The sequence below is a fragment of the Brasilonema angustatum genome (genome assembly GCF_059505445.1).
Window position 1 is genome coordinate 54,601 of the sequence record NZ_JCACKO010000137.1, and the last position, 23,200, is coordinate 77,800.

Consider the following 23,200-nt stretch of genomic DNA (forward strand, 5'->3'; position numbering starts at 1 on the left):
AGTTTAGAAAATTCAACATGGAAAAAACTGGGGTTTATCGATTCCTAAGTCAAAACCAAATTATCCCGATGAACCACAGTTTCCGCACCAACATAACCTAAAATAGCAGCAATTTCACTGGAACGGCGTCCGCGAATCTTTTGTAGTTCACTGCTACTGTAGTTCACCAGTCCTCTGGCAATTTCATGACCGTTTTTGTCACACAGTTGCACTGGTTTTTGAGTGTTAAATTCTCCTTCTACTACGGTAATACCAGCAGCTAACAACGATTTGCCACCACCAGAAATTGCTAGCACTGCTCCCTCATCCAAATAAAGTTTCCCAGCAGGAACCAAACCATACGCTATCCAACGTTTACGAGCAGAAGTGGGTTCTGGTTGCGGTTCAAAGTGAGTACCAATGGCTTCGCCCTGTAAAATTTTTTCTATATTGCGTGGATATCGTCCTTGGGCAATGACGGTGCGAACACCAGCAGCGATCGCAATTCGTGCTGCAGAAATTTTGGTTACCATACCGCCAGTACCCCATTGGGAACCTTGCGTACCTGTTTGCACCTGTAATTCTGCTAATTCTTTGATGTTGCTAACTAAAGCTATAGGTTGGGCATCGGGTACAGAACGGGGATCAGCTGAGTAAAGCCTATCAACATCGGTAAGCAAAAATAGCCAATCTGCTTCTACTAAGCTCGCAACGAGGGCAGAAAGGGTGTCATTATCACCAAATTTCAGTTCCTCCACTGCGACTGTATCATTCTCATTCACCACTGGAATGACTCCAAGTTCGAGTAATTCCCTGAATGTGTTGTAGACATTAAGGTAACGACTGCGCTCAACCAAGTCATTACGGGTGAGCAAAACTTGAGCAATTGGCTGTTGCAGTGTCGTAAATAAATCGTCGTATACCCGTATTAATCTACCTTGCCCGACTGCTGCAACTGCTTGTTTCAGGGCGATCGCTTTAGGACGTTGTGTTAAGCCTAGCCGCCCACAACCTACCCCCACAGCGCCAGAGGATACCAAAATGATTTTGTAACCCTGTCGTCGGAGATCACAGAGGGTTTCTACTAAAGTCGCAATTGTGGAAAGTGCCAGTTGTCCGGTTTCTGGTTGAGTCAGGCTGGAAGTGCCAATTTTGACGACGATTGTTTTAGTCATTAGTCATGAGTCATGAGTCAATAGTCATTAGTCATTCGTTTTATGACATAGGACTAGAGACAGTTAACTAAATTATGAAGCGCCAGACCCTCTATAATTTTGAGGCTGACGCTTCACTTTTTTATATTGAGTTGTTATGAGTTAGAGTCTTTATTTTGGCTGACTCCTTTGTTATTTATACTTATTATGATCGCAGATTTTTGTTTGAAACAAAGTTTTTTTTATTTTTTCTTTAGGTTTACTTTCCTGATGATTTATTAATTTTTGTAACTCTTTTTGTCTTAGGAGTAATAGAAGCACCGAGAATTTCAGAAACCCAAACTTCAAAGTTGCGTATGGGATGGGAACGAAGAGCAAGATCTGGATGGATAATCGGCTCTACCAAAATAGTAAACATTCCCAAGCGATTACCTGCTAAGACATCAGTGAATAATCTATCTCCCACCATTCCTACCTGATGTACAGGTAAATCCATCGCTTTGAGTGCTTGCCGAATTTTACGTCCTGAGGGCTTGGCAGCACCTAAGAAATAAGGCAGGTTGAGCGATCGCGCAATTCCACCAATCCGAGTTTCACTCAGGTTATTACTAACTAAGCACAATTTTGTACAGGGGCGCATTTGTTCTACCCACTGTTGCAGTTCCACAGAAGCTGACGCGGCTCTAATTGGTACTAATGTTTCATCTACATCCAACACCAGCCCCTTCAGTCCATTTTTTTGGATCATGTCTGGTGTGAGGTTCAACACTGACCCCTCTAAAATTAAGCTAGGCTGTATGAGATTGTTCCAGTTCATAGTGATTAGTCATTAGTCATCGGCTTTAAACAAAGGATTACTGCTGGCGGTGAGAAATAACTAGACAGTGAAAAGTCAGCATTTTGCTGATTTGATATACATTCTAGCTTTCTGTCTTCAGCTACTGCTGCCTTCTTGCACTACTGACTGCTTCTTTGTTTTCGGATTTTGGCAACTGCGGCTTGGTGTTCTTGTAGAGTCCGACTGAATACGTGAGTACCATCGTAACGTGCCACAAAAAACAAGTAATCAGTTTTTTCTGGAGCAAGCGTTGCTTTGAGACTTGCTAACCCTGGAGAGGCAATTGGAGCAGGTGGTAAGCCAGGATTAAGATAGGTGTTATAAGGAGAGACGGTTTTGACTTGAGCGAAAGTCAGAGGTTTATCTGCTGTTTGACGTATGCCCAAAGCATACTCAACTGTTGGATCACTTTCCAAGCGCATACCCTTTTGTAGCCTAGAGAAAAACACTCCAGCTATCAGTGGGCGCTCACTTGCCACTACTGCCTCTTTCTCAACTATACTGGCAAGAGTCACCCATTGCTTTAGGTTCAGAGGGGTTTTATTTTGTTCTTTTTGATACAACGGCAGGGCGACTTGCTCGAAGCCACCGACCATTTGTTTAATAACACCTTGGGGACTGATGTGACCACGGGCAATTTTATATGTATCTGGGTACAAAAATCCTTCTAAGGAAGGTAGATCAGGGGGAAGCCACGAAAATTGGCTGCGATCTATTTGACTTGCGGCTGCGAGAAAATCTTTAGCTGAGAAAAATTTTCTTTCTTGAAAATATGCTGCCATTTGTCGCAATGACCAGCCTTCGGGAATGGTGTAACTATTTTGTACTGCAACTCCCTGCCTAATTTTTTGGGCGATCGCCGATAGGGGCTGGGTGGCAGAAAGTTCGTATGTTCCTGCTTGAAAACTACCTTGAGGATCTTTCCACTCCAAGTAACGTGCCCACACATTCCACGCCAATTGCGAGCGAATCAAACCGGCGTTTTCTAAATAACGACCGATTTGCTGTGAAGCCGTTCCTGGAGGGATTTGAATCTGCTGCCATTTTACCGAATTATTTGCCGTTGCACCTGCATTTACTGTTTGGATGGGTGCGCTTTTTGCCCAACTCCACCACATCCAACTTTGCCAAGTACCAAATAAAAGGGTTAAAGGCACTAGACCCAGAATAATTGACTGCTTCCAACTTTTTTGCCAAAGATGCATCTAAGTAAAAGATGATAATGAAAAATCCCTGATTAAAAATTAAATTTTTTTTTATTATTTTAATTTTTAATTTTGATTTTTTATCTTACTCTACTTCATTAAACAAATGTTCTTCCAATAGAGGTTGAACTTGACGAAACTCCTCTGGTGACAGCAATTCCGGTTTACCAGCGTTAGATATTCGTGCGAAAAACAGCAGTGGATCGAGGGGAGTGTAAATTGCGTACTCCTGTTCTTCGTGGTAGAAGCTCGATAGCAGTTGTAATTGCTCAGGCTCTAAATCTGCTTCTTCGTCTTCAATTTCTAGGGTAAAAAGTTCTGACTCTTCCACTGGTGGTAAATCACCTGCAACAGTCAGAGCATAAGCTGTATGCTTCAAAAGCAGATTTTGCTCAGAAAGAACAGCCTGGGCTATACCAAATATTTGCTCGATTATCGTTTCATCTTCCACTAAAATGGCCTCTTCTTCCTCTTCATCACCTTGCCAAGCAAAAATTTCGATTGGTGAGTCCACGGGAAGAAGCAAAACGTACTCTTGACCATCTACGGTGAGTGAATGCTCAATGTAGCATTCGAGGGTTCTCCCTTTGTCATCAGTCAAAGTGATGGAACCTGTACGAGTCTGATCATTTTCTTCAGGAAAGGGTGAGGGCAACATAGTGGAGATATTGACTTTTTTACTAAAAACTACCAGCAACTGTTATAATACCCGAATTCTTTCTTTCAACAGATTTTATTAATCAAACTAGGAGTAAAACTGATTAATAAATTTTAGAATATCATGTTAAAAGCTTGCATCAATCAGCAGAAACTAGTGTGCTTTTCAAACGAGATCGTCTCGTATCCAGCCATTGTTGTAAGATGATGGATGCTGCTTTACGGTCAATAAGTTGTTTGTGACGAGAAGGAGAGCGATTCTCTGCTATGAGCATTTGCTCTGCCTGAAATGAAGTTAATCGTTCATCAACATATTCCACAGGCAGTTTGAGAACCTTGGCAAGTCTGGTCGTAAACTTCTGCACTTGACGAGCCTGAAATCCTAAAGAACCATCCATAGAATAAGGTAACCCAACAATTAGGATTTGCACTTGCCGCTGATTGACGAGTTGTCTTATTTGCTCCACATCGCGATCAAACGACGTCCGCTCTATAGTAGTGATACCAGTGGCTATTAAACCAGTGCGATCGCACCCTGCCACACCAATACGTTTGCGCCCAAAATCTAATCCTAAAGCAGAAACGAATTGCTGTAAGCTTTTTTCTTCAGTAGGTGGAGTTGGCGATGACACGGGGACAGAGGTAGCAAGGGGATGGGGGAGAGATAGCCCTTGCGTCCCTTTGTCCGGTTGTCCCTTTACATCCTTGTGTGCGTGTCCTTGTTCAAAAGCCACTGCAAGTTACTCCTGCCGAGCATCTGCCGATTCTTGCTGGCTAGATGTTTCTACCTTACAGTTATTGGACGAAAACACAACAGTTTCTTTTGTCGTATTGGGTTGTGCAATTCTTTCTGGCGAAACTGGCTGTCCTTGCTGTGCCCATGACATACCACCAGGAATCGGTTTACGTGCAGGTTGTAAGCCTTGCAACATCTCTGGTAACTGAATTCCTTCTAGAGAGACAAATTTAGACTCCCGCAGTTTATGCCACACAGACCGAGACATCATCAAGGTGTGTTCTGTGCGACTTGCACCCATTCTCTCCAAATACTCTTCTCTTTCTGGGTGATAGTCTGCTGATGTGACTTGTAGGGCTTGTGGAGGAAAATCCTGTGCTATTCGAGCTAGTTGAGACAGTAACTCTGGATACAACCAGGTATAAGCTGGATTAACTGTCAAAGTTGCCACATGGGGCTGTTGACCTTTACGGTCCAATCGCAGTTGAAAATAGCCGATCGCAGCTTTGCGTTGGGGTTCAAAAACGTAACCACTCACAACTTCTACTTTCGTTACCCACTGCTTCACTGCTTCTGTTAATGCGCTAAACAGAGTTGTTTTAAAGTCATCAGCGTTACGGTCAAACACTTGCCGTACTAAAGGTGGCATTGATGCCGTATCTAGTTGATACAATAGCTGGGCATCAGCATTACTCACAGGCAGCAGATTGGGTAAGTCTGGTTCTGCTTTCGCCAATTCTTCAAGCAATTCTGGTTCTATTTCCCAGTACGTCATTTCTGCTAAGCGCTGAAATCCGTTTTTGCGATAAAGCGCCAATGCATCTTTGTCATTGACATTTACTTCTAAAAGCCAGGTACGAGCCTCCAAAATTGATTCAAAGCAATAGCGCAAAAGCTGTGAGCCAATTGCTTGTTTATCAATTGCACGCTCTACCATTACGCGCTCAACCCTCCAGGTGCTGTGCGTGCGATTAAACGGCGATATTTGAATCATTCCCAGAAGGGTACGTCCTTGTTCTGCTACGTATGCATAGAAACGATACCGTAATGGATTGGGAAACCAACTCAAACATTTGAGTAATCCATACCAGCCGCGCAGCCATTGCATTTGCCGCATTGCATCACAAGATCCCTTGGGGGTTTGGGCTGCGAATGACTCTTGAGTTAGGCGTTCAATTCCGTCCAAGTCCCGGTATTGGACTTGTCGGATAATAACGCTAAGATTTCGCTGAAGTAATGAAGTCATTTTCATTCGAGCCGCCATTCAGCTTAGAGTAACTAGGTCAAAGGAACTGCTGCAATAATCTTAACGGCTTTGTACTACTTTCTATTGAACCTAAAGGGTGATTTTCGTAACTTTAAGATATTAAAAAGCAGATTTTCACCAGAACAGCATTAGCCTCGTCTTAACAAAATCTGCCTTGATCTTACTTTAGCTTAACATTTAGTTCACACTTTTGAACTAGATTGCTCTACGAGAAACTAGCTTTTCAAAATGAGCTTGGGTTTGATGGAGTAATTGCTCCCGGCTGTCTTCCAAAGACTGCTTCAGGGGTGGAACCAGATTGCGAGCCTGCAGAGCCATGTGAAGCTGTAGATGGGCAACATATTCACTAAAATCATCACGCACTGCATTTGTGCTCGTTGATAAATTTGATTCCGTTGCCACTGTGTTCTCCTTCAATTTTTATAGCTGCTTTACATTACAAAATATTTATCATGTTATTTTACCTATCTTCTGAGTTCGCAATGAAGTTTAATGTATGGCAGTAAAATTTCAGCGCTTAGCACAACATAGCGGGTAAACTAAGTATCCAGCCGTCAAACCCAGATTTTCGTGTGTTCCAACTGTTAACTTAACACACGGCGGTTGTGTTATTTTTATGGTTCTCCGTAAAGTGCGGCGTCCGCTTTGTGCCTTTGGGATAAAAAAAGACAGGCGATACAGGCTGAACAAACTATTATCCACACTCAACTAGCTACAGCAGCTACTGTCTGATTCACTATTTCATATGGTTTTTCTACGCCTTGTGCCAAATATTCCGCAAGCTGAGATTCTATTTGCTCCCGTACAATTTGGCGATACTCTAAGAAATGTTCATTGTGGGCGCAAGTGGCGAGATAATGCTCTGCAACCCCAGGGTTACGCTTGAGGATACTAAACAGGTGGTGCCAGAACTTCCAGCGAGTTTCGCGTTTTATCCCTTGTCGCCAAATAATCAGCAGCAGCGCTTTCACAACTACCCACTCTGGCATTTTGAATGGTGCTTTCCAACTTGGCGCACCCATGATTAGGAAACAACGGTAGGTACGATCCAAGTAGCATACTGGGTCATATAAATGACAAAAAGCTTCAATATATTCTCTGGCAATATCTTCCAAAGAACGGGTGGGGAGAAAGTTCATCAAAGTTGTCTGGTTAATGTTGCCGTCTTTATTTTCCCGTAGTCGTCCTTCTTTATTGAGGCGATGCCAAAGGGCTGTATTTGGTAGCGCTTGCAACATAGCAAAAGTTGTGGAGGGTATTGCAGCTTGTTCGGCAAAGCGGACAATGCGATCGCCTGCACCCACTTTTTCCCCATCAAAACCAATAATAAACCCAGCCATTGGGCGTAAACCTGCTTTGATGATAGTTTGCACAGCATCAGTTAATGAACTACGCGTATTTTGAAACTTCTTAGTCAGTTGCAAACTGTCTTCATCCGGTGTTTCAATTCCCAAAAACACCGCAGCAAAACCGCACTCAACCATCAACTCCATCAATTCTAAGTCTTGTGCTAAGTCAATAGAAGCTTCGGTGTCAAACCTGAATGGATACTTGTGTTCTGCCATCCAAACCTTTAACTCTTTGAGCAACAACTTAACATTGCGCTTGTTGCCGATAAAGTTGTCGTCCACCATAAAAATACCGCGCCGCCAACCCAATTTATAGAGGTAATCTAACTCTGCCAAGAGTTGTGCAGGAGTTTTGGTGCGAGGTTTGCGTCCATAAAGAACAATAATGTCGCAAAATTCGCACTGGAAAGGACAACCCCGCGAAAACTGAACTGACATCATGTCGTAAGCATCAAAGTCCAGCAACTCAAAACGAGGTATTGGGGTGTTTGTGACATCGGGTTTTTCTGTAGCGCGGAAAGTTCCAGAGGTTTCACCCCGTTTAATTGCTTCGACAAACATCGGGAGGGTAATTTCCCCTTCATCTAAAATCAGGAAATCTGCACCAGCTTCTTGAACTCCCCCAGGAACTGAGGTGGGGTAAGGACCGCCTACAGCAACTAACTTACCACGTTGTTTTGCTTCGCGAATTTGCTCTAATAAATCTTGTTTTTGGACTATCATCGCAGAGAAAACCACGACATCCGCCCAAGCCCATTCCTCTTCTGTCGCTGGGCGGATATTGCGATCAACTAGCTTAAACTCCCATTCTTGAGGCAAAATTGCTGCAACTGTCACCAAACCCAATGGTGGTAACAGAACCTTGCGGTCAACTAATGCCAATATTTTTTCATAAGACCAAAATGTTTTGGGAAAAATGGGATAAACTAGTAAAATTCGCATGAACCGTCAATCCTCACAAACAAAAGTATTCTTTGGCTGTAACTATCATAAAAAGTTGATTGGTACACTGACGAAGTTTTCTTCTTTGAAGTTTCTGTCGGATAGGGCTAGTAATTCACAGAGGCAATAAATAGCGCCTAAGTGCATCGAGTTTCAAGCTAACTTAGAATAACTCGGCACTTAGACGCTATTTATTATTAAAAGCAAACTTTTTTAACTTTGCTCTGAGTTTGACTGGGTAGATTGATCTGCTGGCTGTGTCTTCTCCTCTTTTTTCTGACCCTCAGCGACTGCTTGCAATTGATTGAGGTGAATGTTATTCACTTGAATAACAAAGTTTTCTATTGCCTCCTTAGCCTTTTGTTGTTGTTCGCTTTCGTCAGCTAAGTTATAGCAACGATAAGATTGAGTTATTCCCAAGACAAATTTCTCTTGTTCAGCTTCTAACGATTCAACTGTCGTGTTAGCAGAAATCCAATTTTCCTGAAAAGGAAACGAGGTGACTACACTAGCAACTATAGAGGCAATAGCTGGAAAGATTACGGGCAGCCACTTCAGGAAAATTTGACCTGGTTCCAATTTGTCTACTAAGACTAAAATTGGTGTCACTCCGGAAAAAACAATGGTTCCGATTTGCAAACCATAGTAAAGATTTCTCGATAAATTTCGAGTTTTTTTATAATCGTCAATCAACTCTTGGGAATACTGTAAAGCCTTTTCTCTTGCTGGCGCTATCGGGTTCTTTGTCGAGTGATTGTTACTGTTCATCAGATAGAGTTCGGCTTTTCGCTGTAGCTCAAGTTTAGAAGCCGCGTTACTAGAAACCCGAAACACTTGTTGATTGATGAGAAACAGAAAAACAAAGATAGCCAAAGAGATAGATCCACTGAGTACGACTCTTGGATTGTCTGGCAGAACAAGAGTAATAACACCTGAACCAATAAAAGCAGCTAAAAATAAATACTCAATCACCTTTAGGGAAAACAACATTTTTTGACTTAATGAGGAGGATGATTGTTCCTGGGTATCAGATATTTCCGTCTGATTTTTCTGCTCAAGACTAGTCATAGCTCAGTAGCCAATTCGGTTTTCATATAAGTAAGTATAGTAAGTTCTGTTTGTGACTTGGCAAAGCCAAAGCTTTTGTATACTATCAATTTTTTTACACAAATGCAACGACAGATAAGACACTTAAGCTAGATAGGTAAAACATTATGGTACAAAAGCATGATTATTCAGTCTGTTTCACGCATGAGATTTCAAGCAGCCCTCTCTCTACTTTAAACACTGGTAGCAAGAACAAGCAGAGCTTTCCCGCATGCACTAACTGTATTAATTCCTAGAAAAGTGTAGCTGCTTTCTACGAAAAACCAAAGCAACGAGTGCGATACGGCTTTATGCGTCTCTTTATGCAGATCTGCACGCATTTACGTTCGCGCACCGTCGCTAATCCGCTAGGAGTATCCTTGAAAGGAGTGGGAGTCTTAACGGACGTTGGGAGTCTCCCATTTCGGCGTATTTAGCCCACAGACTTAAGTTTGTATAGCCTTTGAATTCTATTTCCGAGGTATATGTTCCAAAATGGGATTCTCCCATAGGGTTAGCATGGGATGTTTACGACTACATATGCTTAAAGTCTTAAATTATAGATTTTAAAAACTTTCCTGTCAATACGCGACTCCTAAAATTAGGAATCTCGACATATACTGTCTGGCAAATATAAAAAATATGTAAAAAAAACAAATCTTTCTTGACCATGTATTTCCACGCAATTAATCTATTGTACATATGCAATTTTATATTCAGATGTCCTCTAACTAACCAGAGAGATTTGGCAAAACTAATAAAGAAACTATTAGGAATTCATTCCAGAGTTTCTATTTAGTATCCATAAAGTCTAATATAAATTGATATCCTTTCAACCTAAGTAGGATTGCAGCCACCAATCTACATACTTAAGTATGACTGTAGCTGTATTCGTAAATTTTATTTTTATAAGGATCAACAAATGGTAAACATAGGTTATCATACAGCCAAATTTCAAGGGCAATTTATTCGTTCTATTTATAGAGATGTAGTTGTTAAGTTGGTCAAAGCTCCTATAAAACAAAATCGAAAAGTTCCAATTAAGATTTATTCTTTATCATGTGAGCGTGATTTACCAGAACAAGTGGTAAGTATTCGGTCATTCATCCGTTATGTAGGTATTCCAGATAAATTCATTGTTATTTCTGATGGTAGCTATACTGATGATAGTTGTCGTTTACTCCGTCGCATACATCCCTGTGTTGAGGTGGTGCCTTTAAAAGAACTGATTAGAAACGACTTGCCTGAATGTGTTTCTGAATATGCTCAACACCATACAATGGGCAGAAAGTTATCGGCATTAATGTCAATTCCTGTGAATGGTCCAACGATCTACACGGATTCTGATATTTTGTTTTTCCCAGGTGGAATTGACTTAGTTGAGTTAGCTACTTCAGATGATCAATACACTAGATATCTATCTGATTGTTCTAATTCATTAGATCAAAGAATCATTTACGATGAATCCGAGAAGTTAAATCCAATCAATGCTGGATTTATTTTATTCAAGCACGAGTTGGATTGGAGTTTTGCTATTGAACGTTTGGCGAAGATAGAAGGACTTCCCTCGTATTTCACTGAACAAACAGTGGTGCATTTGACAATCCACCACAATCATGGCAAGCCTTTGTGCTCGCAACGATATGTTCTCAATGTAGAAGACCAATTTATTTATCCAGATAAATTTGCTAGTAAAGAAATTGCTTTAAGACATTATGTTAGGGATGTCAGACACAAGTTTTGGTTTAATTTAGCCTTAACTTGATGGTCTCTCAAGACTTGTTGAATTAGCCGACAGGCTAAACAAACTAAGCCTACCTGCGTAGGCTAATCTCTATTGGCTGCCTCTGCAGCCTTTGTTAGTATGCCCGTAAACTCCGCACCATGCGCGGGTGACGGATACTGTTGGGCGACACTTACTGGATGATAAGTGTCGCAACTGGTGTTCCTTGGCTAATTTTTACTAAAAACGAATACATTAACACAACACAATGCAAATCTCTTCATTTGACGTTTTCGACACGGTTCTGACACGAGTGGTGGGAACACCAAAAGCGTTTTTTCTTTTGCTAGGTAAGCGATTAGCTAGTCTATCTCTGATTCACTGTACACCTGAAGCCTTTGTTCATGCTCGCACTACAGCTGAGTTCCGAGCATATAGCAATATCGGTGAAAAATATTCTTTGCATCAAATCTACACAGAAGTTGCGATCGCACTACGACTAACTGATGAACAACGCGAAAAAATCATACACATTGAATGTGCCTTGGAATCTGAACTGATTCGCCCGATCCCCATCGCAAGGGATCTCATACAAGCTGCCCGCAAGCAAAACAAGCGTGTGGTTTTTGTCTCCGATATGTATTTGCCTGCTGAGTTCATCAAAGATCAGTTAATGCGTCATTCGTTCTGGGTGGATGGTGATGAACTGTATGTATCTTATGAATACGGAAAATCCAAGGCAACAGGTGAACTTTTCGGAGAATTGCTCAGTCGTGAAGGTGTTTCGCCTGCGGAAGTATCTCACTATGGTAATGATTTTCGTATTGATGTTCAGGGTGCCAAAAAAGTTGGGTTGAAAGCTCAACATTTTTCCGAAGGCAACTTGAATAGATATGAACAAAAACTAGAGTCACATTCCTACGCGACAGAGGGTTTATCTTCTGCTATGGCTGGTGCCTCCAGATTGGTGCGCTTGCAAGTCCCGGTGTCGTCCTCAAAAGAAGAGGCTTTGCGTGATGCCGCTGCGGGCGTGGTTGGTCCGACATTAGTCGGCTATGTTCTCTGGATACTCCAACAGGCTCAGCGGATGGGCTTAAAACGGCTCTACTTTGTGTCGAGAGATGGTCAAGTTTTGCTGGAAATAGCGCGTAGATTAGTCCCCAAGCTCAACTTTTCTTGCGAACTTCGCTATATCTACGGCAGCAGATTATCGTGGAATCTCCCAGCAGTCGTCAGTCTTGATCAACAGCAGGCACTGGAGATGCTCAAAAGACCAAGCTGGATTTTGGATGGCACGAGTACCCTCTCTATTCAAGACTTTCTGGCGCGGGTTTCTATTGCTCCCGAAGAGATTCGTGATAGCTTAGCTGCTGTTGGATTCAAACAAGAAGATTGGTCGCGAATTCTTAGTCCGCAAGAGGTGCAGCTATTGCACCCAGTGCTTGACAAACCGGAAGTTAGTGAACTTATTCTTCACAAAGCACAACAGAAGCAACAAGTTCTGATGAAATATCTGGAACAAGAGGGAGTGCTTGACTCAATTCCAAAGGGATTAGTTGATGTCGGTTGGTTTGGCAGCTCGTATGATTCCCTAGCTGCACTTGTGAAAGCCAACGGTGCGACACTTGATGTGGGTCTATTTTATGGTCTTAAGAGTAATTCCCACAACAATCAATCTGACTCTAAGAAAGCCTATTTCTTTGATCAACGGACAAGAACTGGCTTCAAAGATGTTTTACCTGAATTGGGTATTGTTCCTTTGGAAATGTTTTGTAGTGCAGATCATGGTACCGTGCTTGGCTTCATGGAGGAAGGGGATCAAGTTCGACCAGTATTCAAGGAAGAACGTAACCAAAAAATTATCGATTGGGGACTACCACTTGTCAGGAAGGCAGTTTACTGTTTTACAGAGAATCTGTTACTTGATTCAAACTTAGTTAATCCGTGGGCAGATGTGCGCGAAGCTTCAGCAGATGTGCTTCAGTCGTTTTGGTTAAACCCTTCTTATACAGAGGCGAAGGCTTGGGGTGATTTTCCTTGGGAAGCAGGTCATAGTGAGAATACTAATTCTCTTGCCCAATCCTACGCTTGGATGAATGTTGCTAAATCTTTCTTGACTGCGAGATTCGCTTACAATCAAGGATTATGGTTTGAGGGATCAGTCGCCCAAAGTTCTCCACCAGTCCAAAAGGCAATACAAGGGTTTTTCCGTTATCGACGCTTGCTGTTGAGTGTCAAGTCTAAAGTTTTTACTCCTAGACTCAAGCTGGTTAAGCGTTCATTACAAACTCCTTAGGAACGAAATTCCTTAATTGTTCATAGGGTGGCAAATACTCAATTTCACACCCAACTGATTCAATTATTTTTTAGCGATCGCAGAACTTTTAGGTCTACTGAAATTAACTCAATAATTCTACGCGTAGCGTTGTTTTATGTCCGCCTGCTACGTAAACGCCTATAAGTCCTAGTCATATGCTAGCTTGCCGTAGTCTAGCTTCACAATCCGGTCTGCCAAGTGAAAGTATCGGTCATCATGGCTAATTACCAGTACAGTTTTGCCTCTGTGCTTTAGTTCCGTTAACAGATGCTGGTAAAAAATCTCCCGAAACAACGGGTCTTGATCGGATGCCCACTCATCAAATAGACAGTTGCGTAAGTCCTGACTTATTAAAACTTGAACGAGGATTTTTCAAAAAAATGTATCTAAAAATGAGGTATAGGTTTTTTCCACGGATTGGTAACGGTTCTGAGGTCATTAAACGAAACTGACCTTACTTGATAAATGGCTTAACACCACTGATTTTTAAAACATGGCTCATCGTCGCACAATAATTAGGCAAATCCAAGCTGGCTGGATTCACAACATTTTGGTAAGTAAAATGCCGATAGTTCATACTGAATCTATCCCAAGCAGCCATCTGAATACGGAACAAAACAATAATTAAATTGGCTAAAGATATAGATAAAGGGATGCGAAAGTAAATCTTTTTGCCTAAATAAGCGCAAACTTCTTCTATTGCTTGATTTACAGTTAATTTTTCTTGACCCAAAACAATGGAGCGTGTTTCCTCTTTTTTTGGAGGATTCTCAATCAAATGTCTGATCACTGTGGCAATATCTCGTCCGTGAATGAAGTGGAAACTGCCATCTGCTTTTAAATAGCGAATCAAATTTATATATTTGGTGACTTCTGGAATACCAGATGTAATGTGAGAGTAGGGTTTGTTGCGATCGCCCCCCAGCACTAAAGTAGGAAAAACACTCGTCACTTTAGGGGCTATAGCTAACTGCGATATCTTATGCAAGCAATCGTACTTGGAACGGATATAGTCTGTACCCAGTTCCCCTGCTTCCTTCAAAGGTTGGTTGTTGCGATCCAAAACGCTAGCAGTGGAAAAATAAATCACTTGTTCGCATTTGTCTGGATCTAGCAAATTGAGCAACTCATGGGTTTTATGGACATTAATATCAAAAGTCTGTTCACCGCCCCAAGCCGTCGCTGTTAACACAGCAATATCTATCGTTTTCAACAACTCGGCAAATTTACTTATTTCTTGCATATCACCCTGCAAGACGGTAACACCAGGACGTGCTTGAGTATCGACTTGCAGTTTCTTTGGATTCCTAACCAGCAGATACAGTTCGTGTTCTGTTTCTTGAATTAAGGCTTCACTTATGTAGTGACCGATACAACCACTTGCACCCGTGACTAAAATTCGTTTCTGGGTCATAGAGAGTTTCAAATAAGATTCAGGAGTTATCAATTATGAATTCTGAATCATAAATAAAGTTTCACAATTGATCCATAATCTATAACTCCTGTACGAGCACAAACGATTGCGCCCCTAACCTCGCCTGATCATACAACTGCACTACTGAGTTGCTTAGCGGTTTCAAAGAAGAAAGCAACATTTTCCTCTGGAGTTTCCGGTAAAACACCGTGACCCAAATTTAAAATGTGCCCTTTATTACCAGCTTTGCGAACAGTATCGTAAATGCGATCGCGAATAAATTCCTTAGAACCAAACAACACACCAGGATCAAGATTTCCCTGTACTTTCAGGTGCTTGCCTAATCTTTGCCGTGCGTCTGCCATATCTACTGTCCAGTCTACAGTAATCACATCCGCGCCTGAGAGTGCCATCTTCTCAAGCAAACCTGCACTACCACTCACCAGTAGAATCAGGGGTGTATCAGGATGAGTTTGTCTCACTTGTTGGAAAACCCGCTGCTGATAGGGTAGTGCGAAGGTTTCATAATCTTGGGGACTCAATTGTCCTGCCCAAGAATCAAACATTTGCACAACTTGTGCGCCACAATCAATTTGATAGCGGACATAAATGGCGATCGCATCTGCGAATTTTGTCAGCAACTTATCCAGCAGCGTCGGATTTGAGAACGCCATATTTTTGATGACGGAATAGGTTTTTGAACCTTTTCCCTCTACCGCATAAGCGGCTAATGTCCAAGGTGCACCGACAAAACCCAACACAGTTGATTCGTTGCCTACTTCCTGCCGCAATGCTTGTAGGATTGTTTTAATGAAAGGCAGTGATTCTTCCGGTTCTAAGGGATGCAGGTTATCGATTTGCTCTGAGGTGCGAATCGGCGAGTGAATGATTGGTCCTTTACCTTCAGCGATATCCATATCAATACCTAAACCAGGTAGCGGGGTGACGATATCAGAAAACAAAATCACTCCGTCTGGTTGAAAGGCTTTCCAAGGTTGCAAGGATATTTCAATCGCCACTTCCGGTATTTCCGAGCGTTCGCGAAAAGAAGGATACTTCTCCCTTAAGTCTCGGTAAGCTTTCATATATCGTCCCGCTTGTCGCATCATCCATACGGGCGGACGGTCTAACGCTTCACCACGAGCTGCCCTGAGAAGATAAGGAGCGTTGGAGGAAATACCCATTTAACAATTCATCCTAAACTCTTTTTTATGTCATTGTTTAGCTTATCATCCTAGGATTGCCCTTTTTTGAGAAGACTCGTCTTTGAAGCGTTGCTCGTAAAAATTCTATTCAAATTGGACTCAAAACTTCATAAATATTAAAAGGGAATAGGGAACAGGGAACAGGGAATAGGGAACAGGGAATAGGGAACAGGGAACAGGGAACAGAGAAGAAGCAATAAAGATGTACCTAGCTTCGTAAAAATAAAATAGGAGTCCTACATTAAGAAATAAAAATTAACACCGCTTCTTGGTCATAGTATGCTCAAAATACCTTTGTCTGCATCTAATTCAACTGGGACTCCCACAGGTAAAGCTGCATTGGGAGCGTCATGACCAAAAGGCAGGTTTGAGACAATGGGAATGTTTAAATCTCCTAGGCGATCGCGCAACACTTCCTCAACACTAAAGCTAGGAACATTTGCAGGCGGTTCACAACGGCTAAAGCTACCCAGTGCTATTCCACTAACTTTTGATAAAACACCACTCATCCGCCACTGTGTTAGCATGCGGTCAATGCGGTACGGAGCTTCTGTCACATCCTCCAATGCCAAAACCACACCATCCAAATCTGGTAGCATTGGCGTACCAAGCAGATGAGTAGCCACCGTAAGATTACCTGGTAACAGGATACCATTGACCACACCTCCACCCCAACCACAACCCTTTAAAGGTGCAAGAGGGCGACCTTCCACACAATCAAATAACCTTTGAATTGACCAATCTGGTTCGCAAGCCAGAGTTGTCAGCACGGAAGCATGAACACCAGAAATTCCGGCTGTGTAAAGACTCCACAAAAGCGCGGTGATGTCAGAAAAGCCAATGAGCCATTTGGGAGTGAGGGAGTGAGGGAGTGAGGGAATGTTAGCGAAGCGAGCCGTAGGCTGGGAGTGAGGGAGTGAGGGAGTGAGGAATTCCTTTTCTATAGCCCATGTCCAATTTTCCAAAATACGGGTGCTACCGAAACCACCTCTAGTACAGAGAACACCGCGACACTCTGGATCTTGCCATGCCGTGGCGAGTTGTTCACGCCTCGATTCATCTTTTCCAGCTAGATATCCCCATTTGTCATCTATCTCTGGAAATATTTCGACTCGATAGCCGTGCGATCGCCAAATTTCTACTCCTTTTTGGAAAGCCTCAAATTCTCGCAAAGCACCGCTAGGAGAAATCACTCGTAATAAGTCACCTGGTTTGAGAGGTGGAGGAACAATTTGAGATTTGAGATTTTGAGTTTTGGATTGCATTAATAATCTTTTTAAGAACAACTGATACAAAATATTGGTTGGATAATTAAGTCAATTCGCTATTTATATCTTTTTCTCCATACAAAATCCAATATCAGAGCCAAAAATATGGCTCATTGACTCAAAAATCTAAAATTTTCAGAAGGCATTGTTAAAAGCGATCGCAAGGGAGCGCAGCAGCGAAGCGATCGCCCGTATCACATACGAAGTACTCATTTACTCAAAAAACTTGAGAAAATATCTCAAGTTTTTTCTTTGTTTAAATCCCAAGACTGCATAAGTTAAGTGTGCCTACACCTATTACATAGTGAGGCTAGAGTCAACAAAAAAAGGCGCTGGGAATCAAAACCCAGTGCCGCCGTTACACATATTGGGAGAGTATGGATTAATAAAGTCACATTTTGCAGTGATCCAAGTACTTTCCGTTTAACGTTGTTTGTGTAATCCCTACAACAACTTCAATCATTCCTGAAAACTTGAGAAAATATCTCAAGTTTTTTATTTTGCTTGCAGTGGGCGTGCTGATTGGTACCACAAGGAAACATGTTGAGTATTGTAAAACATGCAATCAAGAGGTATGAAATGGAATTAGAGTAAATATCTCATCAAAAATTTCCAAACTTTATGGTGGAGTTGGGAGAATGAATAAAACATCGTTGCTTTCAAAAATTACTTTGGCAACAGCAGTTCTGGGTTTGGGTATGGCAAGTCCTAGTATTGCTGCTTCTTCCCTTGCTAAATCGGTCGAGATCCCTACTGGACAGGTGTCCGGACACTCTGAACTATTGCAAACACCCAACAATATACTAATTGCTCGACGAACTTGTGTCGTACGGCGGGTGTACCATAAAGGTTACTATACTCGCAAATTTGGTGTTGTAGGCAGAAGACAGTATCACCCAGGTTACTACACCACAAAACGAGTGTGTCGTTAGTTTTCTTTAGTTGACAACTTAAGACAAAGTGCGCGGTGCCAGTCTAAAAGGATAAATTTTACACTCGTGCTGTCCACTTTGAAATCCAATGAATTTCTCCTCGGCAGCGAATGCGTCAATTGTCAACCCCGTGCTCTTGTCTGATTGTCAGTCAAGGAGATTTATTGCTATAATTTGGTAAATTAGTTGAATCTTTGATCTTTTATATCAAATCTGTTTATATCGAAATTTTTCCTCCTTCCTCTGTCTGTGTGTCCTCTGCGCCTCTGCGGTTTTTTTATCACTCAGATGCTACCGGATTTGATATTACCAATAGTAAATTCTGTTGTACTGGTATGATGCACAAGGAGTCAGGTATCAGACACCAGAACAAGTGGCTCCATAAGCCCAACCGCAAGCAAACGTCAACGCTTTGAAGAATTACCACCAAGCTTAAAAATTTTCCTCGTCGTCGTCTTCTTCCTCTCGCTGTGTATCTTTGTCCTCCTCACTTGCATCACCAGGCAAAGCACGGATACGATTCATCTGTGAAAGAGCATACTTTGCTGTTGATCGCACGTCTGCATCCGGATCTCGCACAGCATGAGATAAGATTTGACTCATTTGAGCCATCATGTCATATACGCGAGTTAAATCGCGGATGGCATTTTGTCGCACTTGTGGACTTTCATCTTGCAATGAAATTGCCAAAGCACGGTTCATTGGCTTGAGTGCGCGGGTGCTAATTTCTGCTAAAGCAGCTAAAATCAAGCTGCGTTGCTGGGAATCTGCATCCACCATCAAGTCTACTAAAGGTTGAATTGATCGTGAGTCTCCTTTTTGACCTAAATCCCAGATAGCTTTACGTCGCTGTGTTGGATCAGGGCTACGTAAATCTAAGATCAACTGGTCAATGATGTCAACTTTGGCAAGGCGAGAAGTTGTTTCCATTGGTAAAAATTCAGTAGACGGTGGTATCGTTGTTTCTGTTTCTTGTATATTGATGACACTAGTGTTATGAAACTCATCGTCGTTCTTGACGTCGAACTTTTGTATCGTTTGCGGAACTAAACTGGTGTTTAGCTGACTATAATTTTCTGGGTATGTTACAAGTTTTGTACCCTTGTCAATCTTTCTTACTATATAAAGTAGTGCCCCAATACTTCCCAAAACACCAGTACCCACGAGTGACCACCAAAGTATGTCTGTTCCTGGGTCTTTGTTGGTCTTGGGTTGAATCGTAGAACTAATTGCAATGGTAGAAGGCGGTAATTTCTTGTTTATTGTTGTCTGAAGACTCTGCCTAGTTGTGTCACCAAAAATACCGTCTACACTTAAACCTTTTACTTGTTGAAATTTCGTCACAGCACGGCTTGTACTTATGCCATACCGTCCATCTATCTGGCCATCATAGTATCCTAACTTCTTAAGTAAGGTTTGCAGTGACTTCACTTGTGCACCTGTGCTACCAAGTCCAAGAATGGACTGCTTGGTAGGATCTTTGGAACTGACTTGAGCAAGTTCTAAATTTATAAAAACAATTTCAGGTTTAACTGCACTTGCTGAACGTTGGTCAAATCCCAAGTAAGCAAGGCAAGCAATAAAAACAATAGAAGAATAGCGTCGCCTCATATAGCAAGTTTCAGCCAGAACGTGCATTGGAAGCCATTGATACCACAATAACTATAAGCTACATAAATATCAAATGTCTTCTTGGCTTCGGTATTTTAAATAAACCCTGGCTAATACTAAAATTCAAGCACATAACTGGTAGTTGTACTTGAGTCAGTTATTTATTTTTGAGATATTTTTTAATTACCTTAATTTAAGGCAACATCTCTGATTCAGATTTTCTCACAGGTAAGGTAACTTTGTTTATCGTCTTTGGAGACGCTTCTAAAACTTGTTGTTGCTGTGTGATAGCTTTTTCTGTAGCCACTTTGTTGCTTAGCCCTGAGAGAGTTTCGCGCTGGTTAATGAGATAGATGCTAACCAAAGTCAGACTGACTCCTACCCACTGCAACGGACTGAGAACTTCTTTAAGTAACAAATTGCCAAATAACAATGCGAATACGGGTGTGAGAAAGGTGAGGGAACTGAGACTGGTGAGATTACCGCTAGAGGCAAAGTAGAAAAATAATCCGTAGGCGATCGCACTACCAAACACTGTCGCGTAACCCAACGCCAACCAGTCAGACGGAACAATGTTCTGCAACTGCCCTGATTCTACAGCTGATGAAATTCCCCACAAAGGCAAGCCACCTATAATCATGTGCCATCCTGTAGCCATCACAGGATCAGCATGGCGACTGACGAACCGGATTAATACTGTTCCTACTGCCATACTCAACGCTGCTAACAGCATCAACCACTCGCCACTGTCAAACAGTTGTTGTATTGATGCTGCAGACAATATCTCTACAATCGTGTCTGAGTTAAAAAAATGGAGAATCCACTCATCCGGCAAGCCAATTAAACTAATACCTGTGACTCCTATCCCTAGTCCTAACCATCCCCAAAAACCAATATGTTCTTGGAATAACCACAAACACAGCAATGCCACAGCCAAGGGTTGAGAGTCAATCATCACAGATCCTAACCCAGCATTTGTTCTGAGTAAGCCCTCCGCCAAAAACCCTTGAAACAGCGTTCCATCCACCAAGGCAAATAAAGCAATCCACAGCCATGCATCCCAGCCTTTGGGCTGAGGTCTACCCATCCATGCTGCTACTATCAAAATAAGTACGCCAGCCGGTATCAAACGCACTCCCGCCATAAATAACGGTGTCGTGTGGGGTATCACTCCTTTCATCGCCACCATTGCTGTACCCCATAAGAAAAAGGGGGATATCAATAACAGTAGCCGTGGGATGGGTAGTTGAGATGCATTGCTTTTCAGTTGCATGAGATTGCTGATGCCTTTGTTTTACAAATGCAAAATATCGCTTTAACTAATTTTACCGAATTATTTCGATTTGTGAAGGCATAAATACTTAGTTGTAGCTAAAGTATGGTTTTCTGGTTTTAAGTTGAAATACAATACGCTTGCTGTTAGTGGTGTTTAATTTTGTTACAATCCCCCAACGCTCGTTAAAAAGGGGGCTTAGTTCCCTCCTTTTTAAGGAGGGCTAGGGAGGATCAATCCTTAATTGAACTGTATTGAGTTGAAATAGATTACTAGCCAATAGTGGGAAATATTAAGCAAATAACAGGGATGGGCGGTGGGCGATACTTCAGGAGAAAGCCGCGCAAGGCGGGATAAAACATGAAAAACACAGCCACTCAACAGGTCAGCGGTGACTTATGATTCAAAACGTGATAATTATCTAATCTTTAGCAGTTACTGTAACCGGTTCCAAAGTCGCCACCAATTTCACTTCAAACTCTGCTTCAAATACAGCCTTTTTATAATCCAAACTCCATAGTTCTAAAGCACACTCATCATCGGCGTGGGATGGAAAAATTTTCAGAATCAATTCTTGTTTTTCAGTTAGATATTCACACTCCACTCGCATAATCGCTCCAATTTGCCGCCTATCCAAGGCAACTGCCAATCTCAAAATAGCACTCAATTGACTGACAATTTGTCGATGATTTTTGCCCTCTAAATTCTGGTAATTTTCGTGCTTTTTCTTAGGTGGAGATTTGCGATGATAACGTGCTATATTAGCAATTATCTCTATCTGTGTTTCGTTATACCCTAGTAATTCAGCATTACGAATGAGATAATAAGAGTGCTTGTGGTGAGATGAATGGCCGATATAATGACCGCAATTATGCAATATTGCCGCAGCCCAAAGGAGTTGCCGTTCATCTGCTCCCCAGTCGTGAAGTGTTCCTTTTGTTTGGTCAAATATGCTTAAGGCAAAGACTGCGACTCTATCACAGTGCTCTAAATTGACGTCGTACTTATTCGCAATTCTCAGGACACTCCGCTGGCTTACTGAACCTTGGTAACGTAGACGATCTTCAATAAAACCGTGAGTGAGCATCCAGTCTACAATCATACCCTCTCTTAGGGAACGTTCGCATACTACGAGTGACTCTAGCCCTAAAACTAGCATCGCTTCTTGTAAAATCACTGCCCCTGCAAGTATAACTTCAGACCGTTTTTCTGGCATACCAGGAATATCAGCTCGTTCTGAGTTACTCATTTTCCGTAAGCGATTGACCCATTCCTGCAAATCTTTTAAGCTGATTTCGTAACCATTGAGCGTAGAAGGAACAGAGTCTACCTTTTCCCGTGCATGAATCATCACTAGAGTTTCAATTGTGCCGGAAGTACCTACTAAACGGGGGGATTCTCCATCCTTAAGATTTGCTTGGATCTCTTCAACAGCACGTTCTAACATCCCCCGTGCATACGCTTGTAGGTACTGAAACTCAGTGTTACTAATTGGGTCAGTGGTAATTAACTCACTAGTGAGTCTGACTGCACCAACTTTGGTACTGGTAAAGGTTCGCCCTTCGTGACTATCGGCCAAAATTAATTCTGTGGAACCGCCACCGATATCTATAATAATATGGGGCTTGTTATCAAATTCCATCCCCGATAGTACGCCCAAGTAGATTCGCCGCGCTTCTTCTTGACCAGAAATCAACTTAACGCTTAAACCGACTTCATCTTCAACTTTTTGCAAAAAATCTCTACCATTGGGGGCTTCTCGTACGGCGCTGGTTGCGACAGCAATAATTGTATCGACGTTGAGAGTTTTTGCGATCTCTTGGAAGTGTCCCAACGTGGCGATCGCCTTTTCCATGATTTCTGGTTTCAAATTCCCCGTCTTGATCTCGCGATCGCCGAGTCTGACGGTTTCTTTTTCTCTGCCGATAATGTTAAAAGATGGCAGTGTAGGTTCAATTTGCACTACTACCATGTGTAGCGAATTGGTTCCTAAGTCAATAGCAGCAATAATTTGATGTTGCTTTGCTGTTTGAGTCGGAACACTCTCCCAGTTAGCTGAAACTAAATTCACCATCTATCATTTCTCTCTGTTAAGGATGGTAAAAGCTGGCAATCCCGACGTATCGACGAGACAATGTATTTTGTACAACAAAATTGTTTTTAAGTAGAAGCCCTGATCCATAACCAAAATGACTTCCTGGTTCTATTCCAAGTTGTGATTTGTGGTTGTGACTTTATAAATAT

18 protein-coding genes and 1 pseudogene are annotated in these 23,200 nt (G+C 42.0%); 3 read left to right on the forward strand and 16 right to left on the reverse strand.

Annotated features, from left to right (window positions below; translation table 11 throughout):
• Positions 1-44: 44 nt before the first annotated feature.
• From proB to AC5JM2_RS25770, 9 genes are all read right to left on the reverse strand, one after another.
• Positions 45-1,154, reverse strand: coding sequence for a glutamate 5-kinase (gene proB / locus AC5JM2_RS25730; RefSeq protein ID WP_495837662.1), 1,110 nt, complete (start codon positions 1,152-1,154; stop codon positions 45-47).
• A gap of 238 nt (positions 1,155-1,392) precedes the next feature.
• A complete protein-coding gene (locus AC5JM2_RS25735) occupies positions 1,393-1,950 on the reverse strand; it encodes a YqeG family HAD IIIA-type phosphatase (RefSeq protein ID WP_495837663.1) in 558 nt (185 codons plus the stop codon).
• 140 nt (positions 1,951-2,090) lie between these two features.
• The gene (gene mltG / locus AC5JM2_RS25740; RefSeq protein WP_495837664.1) at positions 2,091-3,176 is read right to left on the reverse strand and encodes an endolytic transglycosylase MltG; all 1,086 of its coding nucleotides are present in this window, start codon (positions 3,174-3,176) and stop codon (positions 2,091-2,093) included.
• Between the two features lie 85 nt (positions 3,177-3,261).
• Positions 3,262-3,834 carry a DUF3727 domain-containing protein gene (locus AC5JM2_RS25745; RefSeq protein WP_495837665.1) on the reverse strand — a complete coding sequence of 191 codons (573 nt, stop codon included), beginning with the start codon at positions 3,832-3,834 and terminating at the stop codon, positions 3,262-3,264.
• Between the two features lie 139 nt (positions 3,835-3,973).
• Entirely contained in the window at positions 3,974-4,465 is a 492-nt protein-coding gene (gene ruvX / locus AC5JM2_RS25750) for a Holliday junction resolvase RuvX (protein WP_495837749.1), read from the reverse strand.
• A 108-nt stretch (positions 4,466-4,573) separates the two neighbouring features.
• Positions 4,574-5,833: a GNAT family N-acetyltransferase gene (locus AC5JM2_RS25755; protein WP_495837666.1), complete on the reverse strand. Its 1,260-nt coding sequence runs from the start codon at positions 5,831-5,833 to the stop codon at positions 4,574-4,576.
• 198 nt (positions 5,834-6,031) lie between these two features.
• Positions 6,032-6,238, reverse strand: coding sequence for a hypothetical protein (locus AC5JM2_RS25760; protein WP_495837667.1), 207 nt, complete (start codon positions 6,236-6,238; stop codon positions 6,032-6,034).
• A 302-nt stretch (positions 6,239-6,540) separates the two neighbouring features.
• Entirely contained in the window at positions 6,541-8,127 is a 1,587-nt protein-coding gene (locus AC5JM2_RS25765) for a B12-binding domain-containing radical SAM protein (RefSeq protein ID WP_495837668.1), read from the reverse strand.
• A 213-nt stretch (positions 8,128-8,340) separates the two neighbouring features.
• A complete protein-coding gene (locus tag AC5JM2_RS25770; protein ID WP_495837669.1) occupies positions 8,341-9,195 on the reverse strand; it encodes a DUF4231 domain-containing protein in 855 nt (284 codons plus the stop codon).
• Positions 9,196-10,135: 940 nt separating this feature from the next.
• Between AC5JM2_RS25770 and AC5JM2_RS25775 the strand changes: the two genes are divergently transcribed.
• Positions 10,136-10,978: a hypothetical protein gene (locus tag AC5JM2_RS25775; RefSeq protein WP_495837670.1), complete on the forward strand. Its 843-nt coding sequence runs from the start codon at positions 10,136-10,138 to the stop codon at positions 10,976-10,978.
• 226 nt (positions 10,979-11,204) lie between these two features.
• The gene (locus AC5JM2_RS25780; RefSeq protein ID WP_495837671.1) at positions 11,205-13,232 is read left to right on the forward strand and encodes an HAD family hydrolase; all 2,028 of its coding nucleotides are present in this window, start codon (positions 11,205-11,207) and stop codon (positions 13,230-13,232) included.
• A 168-nt stretch (positions 13,233-13,400) separates the two neighbouring features.
• Here the strand turns inward: AC5JM2_RS25780 and AC5JM2_RS25785 are convergent.
• From AC5JM2_RS25785 to AC5JM2_RS25800, 4 genes and pseudogenes are all read right to left on the reverse strand, one after another.
• Positions 13,401-13,580: pseudogene (locus AC5JM2_RS25785) on the reverse strand (cyclic peptide export ABC transporter); the annotation flags it as partial.
• Positions 13,581-13,707: 127 nt separating this feature from the next.
• Entirely contained in the window at positions 13,708-14,667 is a 960-nt protein-coding gene (locus AC5JM2_RS25790) for an NAD-dependent epimerase/dehydratase family protein (RefSeq protein WP_495837672.1), read from the reverse strand.
• Positions 14,668-14,795: 128 nt separating this feature from the next.
• Positions 14,796-15,851: a uroporphyrinogen decarboxylase gene (gene hemE, locus AC5JM2_RS25795; RefSeq protein ID WP_495837673.1), complete on the reverse strand. Its 1,056-nt coding sequence runs from the start codon at positions 15,849-15,851 to the stop codon at positions 14,796-14,798.
• Positions 15,852-16,144: 293 nt separating this feature from the next.
• The gene (locus AC5JM2_RS25800; protein ID WP_495837674.1) at positions 16,145-17,137 is read right to left on the reverse strand and encodes a S66 peptidase family protein; all 993 of its coding nucleotides are present in this window, start codon (positions 17,135-17,137) and stop codon (positions 16,145-16,147) included.
• A gap of 641 nt (positions 17,138-17,778) precedes the next feature.
• On the opposite strand from AC5JM2_RS25800, the gene AC5JM2_RS25805 reads away from it, so the two are divergent.
• The gene (locus AC5JM2_RS25805) at positions 17,779-18,072 is read left to right on the forward strand and encodes a hypothetical protein (protein WP_495837675.1); all 294 of its coding nucleotides are present in this window, start codon (positions 17,779-17,781) and stop codon (positions 18,070-18,072) included.
• A 432-nt stretch (positions 18,073-18,504) separates the two neighbouring features.
• Here the strand turns inward: AC5JM2_RS25805 and AC5JM2_RS25810 are convergent, their stop codons facing one another.
• The 3 genes from AC5JM2_RS25810 to AC5JM2_RS25820 all read right to left on the reverse strand — a co-directional run bounded on the left by AC5JM2_RS25810 (position 18,505) and on the right by AC5JM2_RS25820 (position 23,030).
• Positions 18,505-19,683 (reverse strand): peptidoglycan-binding protein, encoded by a 1,179-nt coding sequence (locus tag AC5JM2_RS25810; RefSeq protein ID WP_495837676.1) that lies wholly within the window; start codon positions 19,681-19,683, stop codon positions 18,505-18,507.
• A gap of 193 nt (positions 19,684-19,876) precedes the next feature.
• Complete coding sequence (locus AC5JM2_RS25815; protein WP_495837677.1) at positions 19,877-20,956, reverse strand: DMT family transporter; 1,080 nt, start codon at positions 20,954-20,956, stop codon at positions 19,877-19,879.
• Between the two features lie 421 nt (positions 20,957-21,377).
• Positions 21,378-23,030 (reverse strand): Ppx/GppA phosphatase family protein, encoded by a 1,653-nt coding sequence (locus AC5JM2_RS25820; protein WP_495837678.1) that lies wholly within the window; start codon positions 23,028-23,030, stop codon positions 21,378-21,380.
• Positions 23,031-23,200: the final 170 nt, after the last annotated feature.